We start from the raw sequence: 15,846 nt of genomic DNA, 5'->3' as shown, positions 1-15,846 counted from the left end.
TGTCTTGGTGGTTAGATACTCCATTTATACTAGCACGATGCAAGGGATAATTGCATAGATCTGACATCCGTATATAAAGAGATTTTGTTATTTATCTAAAATGGGCTTCATCTAGCCTGTAGCCACGCCAAAAAGCGGTTCGTCATTCCTAACGACAACCGCTCATTCATACGTGCAAGAAACGCTATATCAACCTCTTAGCGACTGTTCCATTCCTGATAACCCATCTTAGACAATGATTGTTGGATTTCTTGGTCAACTTTATTTTTGGTAGTCACAAAATCCACAGCAGCTAAGGAACCTGGAAGCCCCTGAAGGATAAAGGAATCGAAGTCTATTCCCGTTTTTAGGAGACGAAGCTTGCTTAGTGAAGGCAATTGCTCCAATCCCGTCAAACGAACCAAGCTTTTGCAGTTCCTAAAGGATAGCTCCTCCAGTACCTTCATCTGTCGTTCAAAGTTGACTTCATGCAGTTGGATTTGATCTTCAATGACAAGTCTCGTTAGTGCTCGGAAGTTTGTAATATTGGATAGATCGTGAAAACCACGGACTCTGGAGATTTCCAGATCATCGATTTCATTCTCTTCAATTTCCTGAATATGTTCTCGACCACCAAGCAAGATGCGAAGATGCTTCAACTTCCTCAGTCGGTTTATAAAGTGCAGCGGATGTTTGCTGATTGAATGCAGCGCAAGATAATTTAAGTCTTGTAGCTCACCTACAGCATCAAGGTTTTTCACCTTGCCCCCTACATGCAAGTGTTCCAGACGCGTGAACGCTTTAAAATATTGTAGATTGAGCATCTTTTTCTCTGAAATAATGGTTAACTCTCTTAGCGACCGCAGTGAATCTATTCCCAAAATATCTGAATTCTCCAGCTCATATATGCCTAGGTGTAAACTGTGCAAGTGTTCCAGCTTGGCCAATGCTTCGGTATTATGCGCATGGGTAAGACTATTGAGATGCAGATTTTTAACATGGGGAATCCGCAAAAGAGTATGTCCATCGAACGAAAGAGAATAGTGTCCGTAAAAACGTACTACAAAATTTTCATCCAAACGCGCGCAAAGATCATCCACTTCCTCCAAGATGGAGCCATAGCTATCCGAATGTGAGAACTGAACAATTACTTGATTGCCGTTGTGCAAATCCTGCTCGATCTGGCTCCGGTCCAGCTCAACAGGATCGTTAATCAGCGTCCTACTTTTCCAAATCTTCCGTATCTGTGACACCTCCTATCCAACAGATATCCTTCATCCTTCAGCTGCGTTGGTCGATCAGCTGCTCTAGAAACTCCGCAAATGTCGTGGCATACGTATCGATCAAATCGTTCATCAAGTCATAACACATAATCGGAAATTCACCCTGTTCATCTCTGGAAGACGTATCGAAATAGTAAAGTTCATCACTATCCGGTACAAACAAATCTAGTCGATTTGGAAACCTCTCTACCAACCAATCTTCCGCTTGATTCAATCTATGTATATAAAGAATGTCGGTATCATCATATTCTCTGTGCTCCGGAGAGCAGATCGTAAAAATATTTCCGTCTCCCAATCGAGCATTACCATAATGAATCAGCCACCAGCGATAAGACGGAGGCAGACGGAATCCTAGTTCCCCCTCCACTTCCACGATCCAGCTCTCTTCCGCCCCATGGCCAGGAAACCATTTGATAGCGGAAGTCGTCTTCAATTTATCAGCTAAACGTTCATACATGATTTCATCCCCTCTCTATTTCTCCAAATAGCTCCTTGGTCACGTCCCAGTTAATTTTAAGTCCGCCATTCCAACCCGCCCACGGCATCTCCATATCTGAGCGGCCTTTTGTGTTCGGAAGCTTCTCCTCTTGACTCACCATATATTCGAATTCCGTCCATTTGTTGAAATCAGTCTGGACGAATGCATTTGGAATAACGCCTATCACAGCAAGCGAATTCAAAATGCCGCGCCGCACGTATTTGTTTTTCGGCATAATTTTTTCTGCCGTCAGCCGCTTCTCGAATCCACCCGGCGTTTCGTCTGGCTCAGAACGATCCAAGCTCACCAACAAATTTCGAAAAACTTTGATATCCTCCTTCGTCGGTTTGACCGGATGCTGCTCTGCCAATTCCTTTAGGTCCAGAAGCGCCCCCCATGGATTTGAGCCATATGTGTTCCCTAAATAGAGGACATAGTGAAGGTAGGAAGCATTTTCCCAAAATCCGTCTTTCCTAGCTTTCGAAAAGGAGCAGATTCTGCATGCTGAATAGCGATCTGCCTCCACAAACTCGTGTTCCGGAATGTTCTTCATTGTATAGTAGCTGAGCAATGGTGACAGCCCTCGAGGATAGCTTCCGCCAACTCCCGCAATAAATCCATTTAGGATACGTTCTCGATATAAGCGCCCATCTTGTCTTAGATGAACTAACTCTTTAACGCTTGAGTCATGTTTAATCAACTCAAGACGATTGACCATCCAGTTCATTTCTTTCAGCAGTTCCCTTTCCTGACTTGTTAATGAAGCCGCGTTATACAAACTCACTCCATATTCACGATCGAATACTGAATTGGTTGGATGATACAGTTTCTTTAGCAGGCTCATTTTCTTTTTGTCCATACCGTTTCCTCCTCTATATCGTAGATATTTCCATGCGGATAGTTATTGAGTTAGAGAATAACCTAACTGGTCTATCGATAAAATAACAAAAGGAGCTGCTGCGGCATGCTCCTTCGTTGATGTGCTTATGGAGTAGGCGCGCTTCTTACCTCGCGATTAAATGAAATAGTCCTCAAATAGTTCATTCATCATAGACCATGTTTCGATGATATTTGGAACAGACAAAAAAGAGTTAAATCCTAAAAAAGGTTCTTCCTCTTGTTGCCCATTCATTACGGACAAATAATTGCGAAAATCACTTGGCAGTTTTACGTTAAATGTGCTTTCTAAAAGATTTATTTCTTCTTCTGTTGCAGGAGGGTTAACGGTAGAATAAATCGGCTGTGATATTGTTCGGATATGTTTCAAAATATCGTCCCATACGTCCTGAGCCATTTCTCATTCACCACCACTCTTCATAATCTCCTTTACTAGTGAGGACCATTGCTATACAGCTCAATTATTTTCTATATCAAATTCATAGGTTTCAAATCGATTTCTGAGCTCTTCCTCATGTAGTATCCACTCTGAATCACACCATATTGACATGCTTATGAGCTCCGACAACTTATCTGCGGCTTTATACGGACTCGTAATCTCTATGAGGTCATCAAAATTCTCCGTACAGATATCCAACACTTCTCGCAGGTGGTTATCATGAAGGCATTCTTCGTTGAGCCCGTATTCATCTCTCGTCCATGGTTCACAAAAGATTTTTTCGGCTTGAATGTCCCCCTGCTTGAAAACCGACAACTCAAATATTTCCTCATTGATATATCCAGCCGTCAACACTGGTTCCTCGGTAAGCTGGGATAACGTTTTACCGACCTTCTTCACTGTACCCCATACAAAATAATCGTGGAGCACGCTGATCCAATTGTCGTTGCTCTTGCTTACGTACATGACCGTTTTGATCGATGGATCTCCACTTTTTAGTCCTAATACTTCTGGATGCCTTTCACACATTTCCTTTAAAGCTTGGATGGTCTTTTCAAGATGTATAGACTTGATATGTAAATTTGCGAATGATCTTCCCATGGGATAACCTCCTCAACTCACTATTTCTACTAAGGGCAAACTCATGTCTATATCCAATTAGATTCACTCTGTGTATGTCGGTTATTTCCATTATAGCGAACATACGTCCTGAGTCTTCCTACTTTTCACCTGAATTTTAGTAGTATTTTTGCAGGGGTGGAGATTTAGATTTGGCTGTTCAACACGGTTTCCAGTCCCTTCCCTTTGCACTCTCCCCCTAATTTAAAAAAAGCCCCCTAGGATGGACTTTAATTAACAAGAGGATGACCTTTTTAATTTTTCTAAGCCTTTCTAAGAAAAGCCGCGTGGATTATTGATATAAGAGGACAAACTTCTAAATTACGAATTCTACTCATAACTTTTATTGATTACAAGGAGGTGAAAGTAATGAGAAGAGTAGTCCCGCTCTTGCTTGTCGTTCTACTCTTATTCTCATTCGCGACAGCAGTCTCCGCAAACCCTACTCCCAGAACCGATAACTTGTATTTTAGTCCTGTAACTCAAGCTGGAAATCACACGTTACACCTCGATGTTTGGAGCTACTATAATTCCAGTATGTCTGTAAAAGTGTACAAAGAAGGCCCTGTAGGACAGTGGACGGAAGTGTACTGGTTCGGCCAAAACCTAAATGCATCGACCTACACGTCATACGATCTCAACCTTGGTTACCTGACTCCAGGAAACTATAAGGCGGTAGTCGACTTTAGCAATTGGGCATATGTAGAGAATTATAGTTTCTGGCGTCCATAATGTAATCTGCCTGCCATTATGCCTGTCTAATGCGAGACATGCACAACCGCAGGCTTTTTCGTTAATACCGACCTAAGAAATTAGAGCAGCTATGGCATGCTCCGACGTTGGTATTCTTTTTACTTGTTTATAATTTCATATGGCTAGAACGAGAAGTAAGCTTGTGAATAATCAAATAAAACAGCCCTATCCAACCGATTTTTTTTGCATTCCTGTCGCATGACCGGATTACGCATCTCGGATGCCAAATCCATTAAAGATGCCTTAGCAAGATTTGTTCTAGCTGGTCCCCAACATTTATTTTCCTTTTCCACAATCTCCAAAGCCACAGGGATGGTACGACCCTTTAATTCCATAAATACTTTTGCCCACTGAATGATATCAAAACGACGATTCTCCGTAGGAATAAAGTATTCTGCAGAACCTGATACGTTTCGGCTAGAAATGATCAATAGTCCACAAGTACGGTTACCGATGATATCAGTAATTCCACTTGCGATTTTTTTGGTATCGAACTGATAGGCTTCAATATGATCGATTGTACATTCAGCTAAATCTTGTTCTATGTTTATTTCCGGTAAAGGGTCACTTACTTTCTGCAAGATTAACTCCTCCTCCATACCTGTTTCCTGGTAGGATGACTTCGGTTGGTTCCCCCGTTTCCCCGTTCAGGGAATTCAGTGTTTTGTAAAACCAATTTATACCAATGTTGTTATAATGAATTGTACGATCACACGAGCCAATATGTAAAATTCCATTTAGAACAACATATCCTTTAATTTGACTTCATTTGGTAATAAAATCGGATTCATTTTGTACAATCTTTTATTTTCTATATGATTGCTCCGATAAGCTGTAAGTATCTTCATTTATCTGATATTGGATTGGCTATCTACCACTCCCTGACATACTAGGATAGACATCTTCCGTCTGGCTCGCCTACTTCAGTCCAGAGAAACACAAAAGGAGCATGCCGCAGCAGCCCCTTAATTGTTTATAGAACTTATATTGAACTACTAAGCACACTTTAGCTTAGCTCCAGTCGTTTCGGTATTTTGTCGTTAACTCTCTGGTACAGCATTCATGACCGTTTTATACATTTTTTCTGCTTCAATAGGACTTTCTTTGGCTGTCACATGCTGCGGAATGACTCGGCAAACTTGAACCGGTCCTCCAAATACAGCCGACCTATACTTATCTACATGCTGCTTTGATAAGGGGCGGTTATAATAGCCCGGTACATATTTATTGATCAATTCCTGAAGTACCTGAGTGGCTTCATCCACATCTGTTAGTGGCTCTGCTCTCCCAAATATCATGACGCTCATATAAGCCGTATCCGTCTTAGCAGGCACTGGATCCGTGATGGTTCCGTATTCCTCACATACCGTAAAACACACCTGTGGATTTTCATTCATGACATGATTACGTCTTCCATCTCCAGCCCCGTGAAAATAGAGCTTCCCCTCCATCCATACATAATTAAGCGGTACAACATAAGGGAGATTTCCATCAGCTAAACCAAGATACCCAATCCTCGATTGTTGAAGGAATCTTTCAATTTTCTCTTGTTCCTGGCATTCCCTACTCTTGTAACGAACCGAATGAATCGAATCCATTTAAAATCTCTCCTCTCACTTATAAATACTCATCCCACTCTAAATGCCTAAACCCCAATAGTCTTTTAATCTGCGGCAAAGATCCGATTGCAAATACCAACGTTGTTACGGTAGTATACCAATTATTGGAGTGTACTAAAATATCCAAAATATACGATTATGAGCAATCCATAATTCATATTTGACGATTGAAATCGATTTGGAGGTGTGCACGATGATGAAAGTAATTCGTAATGATAAGAGACCCATCTGGCAGCAATTGCTGGATCAAGCGATTCATCATATTACTAGCGGTGTCTGGGCGCCAGGGGAATTGTTGATTCCATCCCGTGAGCTTGCTCATATGCTTGGTGTCTCTCGCTCAACGATACAGATCGTCTATGAGGAGCTGCTAAGCCGGGGTTATACGGTTACATCCCGCCGCGGGGGGACTCGAGTTAGTGACTGGAATCAAGTCACTTCGTTAACGAAGGAAATCGTAACAGATGGCCCATCTCCTCCTTCACTTCCCTTGTTGGATTCGGCTGTCGGTCATTTACATGACTGGTTGAGGGGCAAAGAACAGCAAGAAGTGGAGATTGATTTTACTCCCCATGAACCCTATTTGGATGAGCAATTTCAAAAGAACTGGCGGCGATCGCTTATCCATGCATCCACCGAAATGGATGTATCAAACTGGGCCTATGGCAATCCCTATGGTTTCACACCATTACGTGAGCAAATTCAGCGTTATTTATCACTTGAACGGGGTATCCATGTTCAGACCAATCAGATTCTTTTGACCTCAGGAGCTCAGCATAGTATTGATTTAATTGCACAATCTCTTTTAGCTGATGGGGACACTGTCTCTGTAGAAGATCCCGGCTTTCCTGCTGCTTGGATTGCGATGAAATATCGGCGTATGAATGTGGTTCCCGTCCCCGTTGACGAGTATGGTCTAATGGTTGAGCATATTCACCCACAATCCAAACTGATCTTTGCGACCCCTTCGCACCAGTGCGCGGTCGGAGTCGTTATGTCAGAGCCACGCAGGCAGCAGTTGCTGCATAAAGCTGCTCAAGAACGCTTTTGGATCATCGAGGACGATTATGATAGTGAATTTCGATATCGTGGGGAGCCGCTTCCAACGCTGTTTAGTCAGGCACCTCATCATACGTTGTACCTCATGAGTTTCTCTAAAATGATTGCCCCAGGCATTCGTATTTCAGCAATCGTCGGATCCGTCGAGGCAATCGCTCAACTAGCTAGGATACAGGAGCTTACTTACCGCCAGCTTCCGATTATGGACCAGCTAACACTAACCCACTTCATTAAGCAGGGGCACTTTATGCGACATATGAGAAGAGTTAGAAATGTGTACCGACGAAGACACGAAGCCATAACGAAGGCTATTATGGCTAGCGGCTTAGGGGAGCGCTTTACACTAAGCGGAGTAGAAACGGGATTGCATGTGTTACTTGAAGCTGAAGAATCATACGACGAAGAAACCGTGACTAAGTTGGCTCTACAGCAGGGAATACGTGTATACCCTCTTGGACCCTATTGTTTGGAAAGCAAAAGAAAGGGATGGGTGTTGGGATTTGCAAAAGTAGATGAAGCATTGATAGAGCAAGGGATTCATCGTTTTGCGGAGTTGGTCTAATCGCTTTTATTATCTTCATACGCTGGTCTCACTCACAAATAATATAAGAAAAAATGGAGAACCCTTAAGAATAAAGGGGTGAGCTAGATGGTGGAAAAAGTACGTCGAAAATACGGTACTGAAATTATTGTTAAAGACAATCCAGTATCACGCTATCTATTTACCAGCACCAGTTCTGCATGGTTATGGCTAATCATTCGTATATATGTCGGCTATCAATGGCTAGAGGCTGGCTGGGGAAAAGTGAACTCAGAAGTTTGGACAGGTGCAAAGGCGGGGACCGCCGTGCAAGGGTTTATTAATGGGGCGATCGCCAAATCCAACGTAGCAACGGGACATGCAGACGTTACCGGCTGGTACGCGAGTTATCTAGAGCATACGGTACTGCCAAATGCGAAAGTTTTTTCGTACGCCGTAGCTTACGGTGAAGTACTCGTCGGATTGGGGCTGATTCTCGGTCTGTTAACTGGAATTGCCGCTTTTTTCGGCGGGCTCATGAATGTGAGCTACCTGCTCGCCGGCACGCTCAGCACAAACCCGCTCCTCTTTGTCCTCTCGACTTGGCTCGTTTTGGCGTGGAAGGTGGCTGGTTGGTACGGTCTCGACCGATGGGCACTTCCCATGCTTGGCACCCCTTGGGAGGTTAGGCAAAAAGGATACCGGGATTAATTTAAGCGCCTCCTATCTAATGATAAAAGGCAGCCAAGAGCGGCTGCCTAAAAATATTATACCTTGCTACTAACAGGTCCAGTTGGGTTCACTGCACCCATATTGGGGAACAAACAGCGTTGCCCTAGAGCTTCTTCCTATCTAATCTTCTTCAGCGCTAGCACCTTCCTCTAATTCACGGGATATAAACTTCATGAACTTCGTGAAGTAGCGTTCGGACACCTCCCAGCGTTTAGAGTCTAAATAAGAAATGCTTTTTCGCCCGTACTCGTTAGGAGGCTGATAATGCCGGGAAACATACTTTTCATTGTCTAATGTATAGAAATAGAAGGCTCCATCGGAAGTCTGAATTTCAATACGGGCATCCAGATAGTCTCCGTCCTCGTCCGTATGCGCCTGACGAAAACGATAGTACTTGGAGCCATCCCAGAACCCATCGTTCTCCTCCCCCGCCGGATCCAACGCTTGAATCCTAGGTTGCTGCAAAACTTCCTTCAAACTAAGCCTATCAATGGCCGGCAAATATAGTTCGGTCACATTGATGCAGGTCAGCAGCATCGTCCAGTAATAGCTAATATCCGATAGCTGCTCCTGTGACTCATCGGTAATGTCCTCCCATACTGCTCCTTCATCCATAGATTTTCTTTGCAGACTAACGGTTTGCTCTTCTTCTAAATAAATAAAATAGTGGTTATGAGCATCCAACATGTAAATGCCAGGGTTCAGTGTATCTCCCTCTGCATCAACATATTCCCGATTAACCTTGAAGTAGGTACCTTGCTCCTCAAAATCAAAATAATGCTTGTCATCCGGCATGAGAACACACCGGGTCAATTTCATTATATTTTCTTCATTGAGTGTGCTATCGGTAAAGTATAGCTCAACGGTTCTTTTTCTCTGTAGCGCCTCGCTCAGATCTTTCAATGCCGAGTGGCCTTTTTTAAGAGTGCTAACAAGCATGCCAAACAAGAAATCGATCTCTTCATCATCTATATCCAAAACATCTTCGACAAGCACTTCACCAATGTCTACAGGAAGCTCCTGACACACGCCGTCCCGCTCCCAAACGTTTACCGTACATGCAACATACTGTTGTCCATCTGTCTTGAATCGGTATTCGTCATCTTCGATTAACACTGCTGCATTTAGATTTCCTTTAACAATGGTTTCTCCATGATTGTAGGAGCCGCATAAAATTTCTTCGACCAACAAATTACCCTCAATGTAGATTTCCTGACCGCCCACAGCTATATTTTTAGCAGTCAGGTTCCCCATCACCATTAGTCCTATAGCGCCATCCGTATTTTCATTGTAGAGGTTGTCCACCGTAAGATTTCCATCAATAAAAATAAGTATCGTCTCCTGCTGCTGTGGAAACGGCTGCTCCCAATCTAGATCAAGGGAAGGTAATATTAAATCCCCGTTATAATAAGCCGCAATATGATCGTCGGTAAAATCCTGATAGTTTTGCGCCCACCAGGAGCCCTCGGGAAACTTTTCTTTTAGTTGACTAAGGGGTACAAACTGAAATGAGTTGCTCATCGTTTCTCTCCTCTGCCTTATAAAATATCCTGCTAGTTATTCATAACAAGCTTACACTTCTTAAAAATCCAAGAGTTAACATGCCATTCATCGCATCTGTGCATATGCGAACAGGCGGTTTTTGCTCTTGCAAGGCATCTGCTGACAGGATCTTCACAAGTACTCCTGAATGCCTTCCTTCAGCTATTTTACCTTCTGTTTCCCTACTGTAAGATTCGTACCTTGTAACCCAACCTACAAAAAAGGCGTGTAGATCTGTACCTAACCCGTACACGCTCTACACGCTTCATTCACTTCGCCTACAATCGCAAATTAACTCTTGTTTATTCTAGCCTTACACTTTAAATCTCTGTACCACATCATTTAGAGATTGTGCTACATGAGCCTGATCTTGTGCGGTTTGCGCAATATGTCTCATGCCATCATTCGTATCGGATATACTGCTCTGTATTTCCTCTGTATTTTCCGAGGTTCTTTGCGCGATATCAGCCATATTTTCAACAGCTGCTGTAATTTCTTTAATTGTATGTGAAACATTGTCGGACATATTTGCGATATCATCGGACATGAGTCTTATAAAATCAGCATCCTTATTGTATTTACTGCCCGTATCATGTAAAAGTTCGTAATCTGCCATGACTTGCTTATTAATGAATTCCAATATTCCGTTCGCGTCATGAGTTAGATCGTCAAAAGCTTTTTGCGTTTTTTCAATTGTTCCATGAATTTGTAAAGCTGTACGCTCAGATTGCTCAGCTAATTTCCGCACTTCTTGGGCAACTACAGCAAATCCTCTTCCACTGTCTCCAGCTCTCGCCGCCTCAATTGCTGCATTTAAGGAGAGCAGACTGGTTTGGCTAGCAATAGTTGCAATGGCGTCCGCCATTATCTTTACTTCGCTAACAACCTTTCCATTTTCAATGGCTGTAAGGATCGCTTTTTCTTTCGCTTCATATAGTCTTTTTGTATGCTCAATAGACTGTCCTGCTGTATTGCTAATGTGAAGAGCTCTCTCTTTGATTTTGATCGCTTCTTGATTGCTATTTTGTGCGGTCTTAGCCAGTACCTCTACATGAGCAGCCACTTCTTCGATAGAAGCACTTATCTCCTCACTACTAGCACTTGTATCTTGTGAACCCAGCGCAATTTCTCCAGAAGAGGAAGTAATGAGTTCCACCTGACCTGTAATTTCCTCAAAGGTCGCGCTTAACTCCTGGCTAGTAACACTAACTTGTTCCGCATCTCTAGCGATATCTTGTACGACTCCTCTTAATGTCTCAGACATTTTGTTGAAGGCATGTCCGATCTTACTTAACTCATCATTTCCTGATACTTGTATGACACCAGTAAAATCTCCCTCGCCCATTACCCGGCTCAACTCTTCCAGTCGCTTTAATCGCTTTGTTAGTCGACTTGTGTACATAAAAATAGTTGAACCAACAACAAGTATAGCGATAACCCCTATAATGGACAGCGTTATTACTAATTCCTTTGAGGAAGCATTGATTTCATCATTGGAAATAAAGAACGCTAGCTTCCAGCCTGCTGCTGTAACCGTATCATAGTATACTTTAGCATCGCCAAATTCACCCTCGCCCTTAATAAAGGATTGGCCGCTTTCCGTTTGCAGCATTTCTCCCCCGAGTGTTTTAAGCGCCCCCCTAGAACTATCTTTAATATTATTTTTCATAATATTTTCTGGGACTATGTCATACAATATCAATCCCTGTTTGCTCAAGAGCAAAGGCAAGCCTGTTTCGCCAACTTTAATGCCGGAGACCATGTCCATAATCTCATCAAGACTCAGGTCTGCTGTAACCGTACCGACAAATTCATTCTCATAATAGAGAGGGGAAATCGTTGTAACCATCGACACACCCGAATTTGAATCGATGTAAGGTTCTGTCCATGTCAACTCTCCCTCTTTTAACGCTTTTGCATCGGTGTAATAATACTCTTTCGTGTAATCGATTTCATTATATGAATCGTCAACAGACATAACGCCAGCTTTTTGACTAACATAGTAAGCTTGTCTTCCAACCTGCGGATCCAACTTATTTGGCGCAAAAAACACACCTAATCCAAAGGTTTCATCATTCGTAGACAGGACTTTCTTCATTTTTGTCAGATATTCTTCTTTTGTCAGTTTAGGATTATCGTTAACGCTCATTAAAAAGGTTTGCAGCGTCTTTTCATGAGCTAGAAACGATACATTAATGGACTCTATCCCACTGGTTAAATTGGCTTGCATCGTCTGATCAAGCTGTGCTGTTACCATTGAATTACTTTTGAAGTAGGACACCCCTGACATGACCAATACCGTTACGATTATGACGGGTAATAATAGACGTAGCATTTGACCTTTGATTGAATTCATAGCTGTCTCCACACCTTTTCTGACTGAAAATAGTAGCCGTTTCATACCATTTCATTATCATTGGGCTTTCTTCATTACTTATTTTAAAAAAAGTAACATCATCCGATATATTTATAATCGGTTTATTGTTTAGTAACTTTAATAGGTAAATGTGGATGATATAACTAAATTAGATTCATACATGATGAACCGTAATTACCTGAAAGAATACAATTTATCAGAGAAGCTTAAAGCTACTTGGTCATCTGTTGATTAGTATGCGATACAGCCTATTACTATTTACGACTACTACCACCCCCTTTACCACTATTTATGGTGTGATTCTCCGCGCAGTCTGTAAACAGCGAATGAGCCCCGACGATCCGGGGCTCATTCGAATTAATCCATAATTTTATACAAGTGTTCTTCTCTTTCAGTGAATTCATTCATTTCTTACGTTTATCCCATTACTCGTGTACCTGTACCCCGGCAAAAGGAACAACTGCTCTGCGATATTTCATAAGACCTACACAAATATCACGCACAAGGCAGTTTTTATACTCACCGTGATCCGGATAACGGATCATATTATCACCATTGTGTACGAATACTTTTCCGCCACTGCCATCTATGGTCGGATATTGCCAGATATAATCGGATGCGTATTTAGCATGCTCCGCTCCTATGGATGTGAGACCTAGAGCATGCTCAGGTAATGGTGAGAATCCTCTAGCATACTGCCCTATAATCCCACTCCATCCATCAAAGTCCTCCGGCATATTCCTGAAAAATTCAAATGGATCATTTTGTACCCGTACTTTGAGATTCGTATATGGCACAGGTGGTACCGTGTGAAATGGCTTTAAAAATGGCAGCCAGCATACAGCGACCTCAATATTTAATATGAGTTGGCCATTATTATTAATATATTCCATCATTCGATCCGAATACTGCTGCATCCAGATCTGATCGCAAATACTAGGGATATAGATAATGTCAGCGTTCCACACTTCGTCTGGAATCGGACGAACACCGAAGTATTGTAGGTTACCACCTGTCCCTTCAAAGGTCTCCGCTAAAAATGGCGGCGTATCCTCGGTGTTGATCCCTGTTGTTTGTAGATACGCTACCGTAAACGGTTCGAGCTTATTCCGATCAATGCCAAGTTCATGATTAAGCCATGGATAAAAACCTTGCAGCAGCTTAGTTGTTACTGGCATAAATCGCTGTCCATTATGACTGTGAGGATCAAGCGTTGTGATAAAAACTCTACCACCACCTTCTAGATCCTTAAAATCAATAATAATGGACTCGTCCGTATCCTCAACCGCAAGCAGCGTCGTGCCGTTATGATTTCCCTTGAATGCGCCATGCCAATGCCAATGTAAATGCTTCGGCTGTACATATTCAAAGAAAGAATGTTCGATATGATCCGGAACGTATAATTCTATTTTGCCTCCTGGCTTGGTCCACCATAGCCAATCCTTTACTTTTGAATCCACCCACTCTACTTGTACAACGTCTAATAGCTGATCAGCTTGTTCAAGCGCAAACAGTAAAAGAAATCCACCATTTCTGACGTAATCGTTAAGCTGCTGTTTATGCGGGAGAATGCGGTCAATATGACACCCGCAGGAAAGAATGACTGCATCAAATTCATTTAAATCCAGCGTAGGCAAATCATCTGCATAAATCAATTGATCCATATAGTGAGCATAATCCCAATAGCTTATTAATTGCGAGCTCTTTCCAGTTGTCACGTAAGCAATTTTTTTCATTGGTTGACCTCTTAGCTATTTTGTATATCGATCGGCAGTATCGCCGAGTAGTTCTTCTCAGCTCGTTCATAAGATAAAATCTCAGAGTTAATACCAAAATAATGTCTCATATTCGTTGTGGTAACCACATCTTCCGTCTTATCAAAGATATACCCGTCATACCCCAACAATAGCGTTGATTTGGCGATTCGAAAGGCGTGTTGAGGGAAATGAGTATTGATTATAATGGAATATTCCCCTCTGCTATTTAACTCTTCGATCATATTCAATATTTTTAGCTGATTTCTCAAATCAAGATGTGATTCAGGCTCATCCATAATGAGAATCTTAGGATTCTTAATTAAGGATCGTGCAATCAGCACCATTTGCAGCTCGCCGCCACTCATTTTATTACAATTCCGATCAGCTAGATGCTCAATCCCAAGCTTTTTTAGTTGCTCATATGCTTGCTCATAATCCTCTTTTGTAGGTGTTCTGCCCATCTTCACATACGGGGATAGTCCCATTACCGTCATCTCAAGACCAGTAAATCCAAAAGCCGCTTTTTTCGATTGTGGTACATAAGATACTAGCTTCCAGTATTTACTCGCATCCATTTTTTTGACGGATTCATCTTCAATGAAGATATCCCCGGACTTATACGCTAGAAATCCCAATAAACATTTCACAAAGGTCGTCTTTCCAATCCCATTCGTGCCTAGAATCGCTAACGCCTCACCCTTCGGTACGTGGAAGGTCAAATCTTTGAATATCTGTCTGTCTGAGTTAGGGTATTGAAAGTTAAGATGCTCAACTCTAATCATCCCATATTCCCCCTGTTCTTCTAAGAAGATAGATGAAGAACGGTACACCGAGAAGCGAGCTTAAAATGGATAGTGGAATTTCTGAACCGGTTACGGACCTTGCAAGTGTATCCGTAATGAGCAGAAATATAGCACCCATCAGCATTGACGCTGGCACTAAATGCTTATTGTCTGTTCCAACGATCATCCGCGTAAAATGTGGTACAACCAGTCCAACAAAGCTGATCACACCAGCAATAGATACTGCTGCGGCGATAATCACCGTTGTAAAAAAGATGATGATAACGCGCATTTTTCTCACATTAATGCCTAATGAGATCGCTTCATGTTCATCTAAAGAAAGTAGATTGAGCTGCCATCTGTACTTATAGATAAAGATTAGGGCAATCAAAATACTAGGTATTGTTCTCATAATCGTGTCCGTAGAGGCGCTAGCAAGTGAGCCCATCAGCCAAAAGGTGATCGCAGGAAGCTCATTTTGCGAATCTGCAAAATACTTTAACAGGGATACACCCGACCCAAATACCGAGCTTGTTATAATACCTGCCAGAACGAGCATCAGCACGGTAACACGTCCCTGCCTCCTTGCAATGATATACGTCAGATACATCGCTAGAAATCCAAAAACGATAGCCAGTGCTTGCGTACCAAGTGTGCTGCTGATTGTAATAATGCCAAGCGCCGCACCAAAGCTTGCCCCGGACGATACCCCTAAAATTTCCCCGCTCACCAGTGGATTACCGAATATGGCCTGAAGAGCAGCCCCAGATACCGCAATACCTGCTCCGACAACTACAGCTAATACTACGCGAGGAAGTCTCACCTCTTGTACAACTACTGGAATCGTCGGATCCGTTACAGCATCTGGGTTAACTAGTGCATAAAAAACATCAAGTGGTGCGATTGTGTATCTTCCGATACAAATCGCAGCCACCATCAAGACAAACAATGTAATAGAGGATATTATATAAAACTGCCGTTGAGTTTTGCCTCTGTCTTTGATCATCAGTC

The 15,846-nt window shown here is 42.4% G+C and carries 15 protein-coding genes; 3 read left to right on the top strand and 12 right to left on the bottom strand.

Features of this window, described 5'->3' with window-relative positions:
• Positions 1–197: 197 nt before the first annotated feature.
• The 5 genes from NQ117_RS12105 to NQ117_RS12085 all read right to left on the bottom strand — a co-directional run bounded on the left by NQ117_RS12105 (position 198) and on the right by NQ117_RS12085 (position 3,676).
• Positions 198–1,232 carry a hypothetical protein gene (locus NQ117_RS12105; protein ID WP_258278300.1) on the bottom strand — a complete coding sequence of 345 codons (1,035 nt, stop codon included), beginning with the start codon at positions 1,230–1,232 and terminating at the stop codon, positions 198–200.
• Between the two features lie 28 nt (positions 1,233–1,260).
• Positions 1,261–1,719 carry an SMI1/KNR4 family protein gene (locus tag NQ117_RS12100; RefSeq protein WP_258278299.1) on the bottom strand — a complete coding sequence of 153 codons (459 nt, stop codon included), beginning with the start codon at positions 1,717–1,719 and terminating at the stop codon, positions 1,261–1,263.
• 4 nt (positions 1,720–1,723) lie between these two features.
• Entirely contained in the window at positions 1,724–2,599 is an 876-nt protein-coding gene (locus NQ117_RS12095; RefSeq protein ID WP_258278298.1) for a hypothetical protein, read from the bottom strand.
• Positions 2,600–2,755: 156 nt separating this feature from the next.
• Positions 2,756–3,034 carry an SMI1/KNR4 family protein gene (locus tag NQ117_RS12090; protein ID WP_258278297.1) on the bottom strand — a complete coding sequence of 93 codons (279 nt, stop codon included), beginning with the start codon at positions 3,032–3,034 and terminating at the stop codon, positions 2,756–2,758.
• A gap of 60 nt (positions 3,035–3,094) precedes the next feature.
• Complete coding sequence (locus NQ117_RS12085) at positions 3,095–3,676, bottom strand: hypothetical protein (RefSeq protein ID WP_258278296.1); 582 nt, start codon at positions 3,674–3,676, stop codon at positions 3,095–3,097.
• Positions 3,677–4,063: 387 nt separating this feature from the next.
• Between NQ117_RS12085 and NQ117_RS12080 the strand changes: the two genes are divergently transcribed.
• A complete protein-coding gene (locus NQ117_RS12080; RefSeq protein WP_258278295.1) occupies positions 4,064–4,426 on the top strand; it encodes a hypothetical protein in 363 nt (120 codons plus the stop codon).
• A gap of 143 nt (positions 4,427–4,569) precedes the next feature.
• Here the strand turns inward: NQ117_RS12080 and NQ117_RS12075 are convergent, their stop codons facing one another.
• Complete coding sequence (locus NQ117_RS12075; protein WP_258278294.1) at positions 4,570–5,028, bottom strand: hypothetical protein; 459 nt, start codon at positions 5,026–5,028, stop codon at positions 4,570–4,572.
• Positions 5,029–5,487: 459 nt separating this feature from the next.
• Entirely contained in the window at positions 5,488–6,036 is a 549-nt protein-coding gene (locus NQ117_RS12070) for a pyridoxamine 5'-phosphate oxidase family protein (RefSeq protein ID WP_258278689.1), read from the bottom strand.
• 223 nt (positions 6,037–6,259) lie between these two features.
• On the opposite strand from NQ117_RS12070, the gene pdxR reads away from it, so the two are divergent.
• Together pdxR and NQ117_RS12060 are read left to right on the top strand one after the other, a co-directional pair.
• Positions 6,260–7,687, top strand: coding sequence for a MocR-like pyridoxine biosynthesis transcription factor PdxR (gene pdxR / locus NQ117_RS12065; RefSeq protein WP_258278293.1), 1,428 nt, complete (start codon positions 6,260–6,262; stop codon positions 7,685–7,687).
• 87 nt (positions 7,688–7,774) lie between these two features.
• Entirely contained in the window at positions 7,775–8,356 is a 582-nt protein-coding gene (locus NQ117_RS12060) for a DoxX family membrane protein (protein ID WP_258278292.1), read from the top strand.
• A 141-nt stretch (positions 8,357–8,497) separates the two neighbouring features.
• Here NQ117_RS12060 and NQ117_RS12055 read toward each other — a convergent pair whose 3' ends face one another.
• From NQ117_RS12055 to NQ117_RS12035, 5 genes are all read right to left on the bottom strand, one after another.
• Positions 8,498–9,898, bottom strand: coding sequence for a hypothetical protein (locus NQ117_RS12055; protein ID WP_258278291.1), 1,401 nt, complete (start codon positions 9,896–9,898; stop codon positions 8,498–8,500).
• A gap of 334 nt (positions 9,899–10,232) precedes the next feature.
• Entirely contained in the window at positions 10,233–12,275 is a 2,043-nt protein-coding gene (locus tag NQ117_RS12050; RefSeq protein WP_258278290.1) for a methyl-accepting chemotaxis protein, read from the bottom strand.
• 446 nt (positions 12,276–12,721) lie between these two features.
• Positions 12,722–14,032 (bottom strand): hypothetical protein, encoded by a 1,311-nt coding sequence (locus NQ117_RS12045; protein WP_258278289.1) that lies wholly within the window; start codon positions 14,030–14,032, stop codon positions 12,722–12,724.
• A gap of 11 nt (positions 14,033–14,043) precedes the next feature.
• Positions 14,044–14,835, bottom strand: coding sequence for an ABC transporter ATP-binding protein (locus NQ117_RS12040; protein WP_258278288.1), 792 nt, complete (start codon positions 14,833–14,835; stop codon positions 14,044–14,046).
• Positions 14,828–15,841, bottom strand: coding sequence for a FecCD family ABC transporter permease (locus NQ117_RS12035; protein WP_258278287.1), 1,014 nt, complete (start codon positions 15,839–15,841; stop codon positions 14,828–14,830). The genes NQ117_RS12040 and NQ117_RS12035 overlap by 8 nt, the downstream gene beginning before the upstream one ends.
• Between the last annotated feature and the right edge of the window lie 5 nt (positions 15,842–15,846).

It is taken from the genome of Paenibacillus sp. SC116, assembly GCF_024733555.1.
Taxonomy (GTDB): domain Bacteria; phylum Bacillota; class Bacilli; order Paenibacillales; family Paenibacillaceae; genus Paenibacillus_B.
The sequence above is the reverse complement of the archived record's forward strand: the minus strand, read 5'-3'. Positions and strand labels throughout refer to the sequence as shown.

Coding starts and splice junctions, on each gene's coding strand:
- NQ117_RS12100 (WP_258278299.1), bottom strand. CDS start 1,719: ATGTATGAACGTTTAGCTGATAAATTGAAGACGACTTCCGCTATCAAA.
- NQ117_RS12095 (WP_258278298.1), bottom strand. CDS start 2,599: ATGGACAAAAAGAAAATGAGCCTGCTAAAGAAACTGTATCATCCAACC.
- NQ117_RS12090 (WP_258278297.1), bottom strand. CDS start 3,034: ATGGCTCAGGACGTATGGGACGATATTTTGAAACATATCCGAACAATA.
- NQ117_RS12085 (WP_258278296.1), bottom strand. CDS start 3,676: ATGGGAAGATCATTCGCAAATTTACATATCAAGTCTATACATCTTGAA.
- NQ117_RS12080 (WP_258278295.1), top strand. CDS start 4,064: ATGAGAAGAGTAGTCCCGCTCTTGCTTGTCGTTCTACTCTTATTCTCA.
- pdxR (WP_258278293.1), top strand. CDS start 6,260: ATGATGAAAGTAATTCGTAATGATAAGAGACCCATCTGGCAGCAATTG.
- NQ117_RS12060 (WP_258278292.1), top strand. CDS start 7,775: ATGGTGGAAAAAGTACGTCGAAAATACGGTACTGAAATTATTGTTAAA.
- NQ117_RS12055 (WP_258278291.1), bottom strand. CDS start 9,898: ATGAGCAACTCATTTCAGTTTGTACCCCTTAGTCAACTAAAAGAAAAG.
- NQ117_RS12050 (WP_258278290.1), bottom strand. CDS start 12,275: ATGAATTCAATCAAAGGTCAAATGCTACGTCTATTATTACCCGTCATA.
- NQ117_RS12045 (WP_258278289.1), bottom strand. CDS start 14,032: ATGAAAAAAATTGCTTACGTGACAACTGGAAAGAGCTCGCAATTAATA.
- NQ117_RS12040 (WP_258278288.1), bottom strand. CDS start 14,835: ATGATTAGAGTTGAGCATCTTAACTTTCAATACCCTAACTCAGACAGA.
- NQ117_RS12035 (WP_258278287.1), bottom strand. CDS start 15,841: ATGATCAAAGACAGAGGCAAAACTCAACGGCAGTTTTATATAATATCC.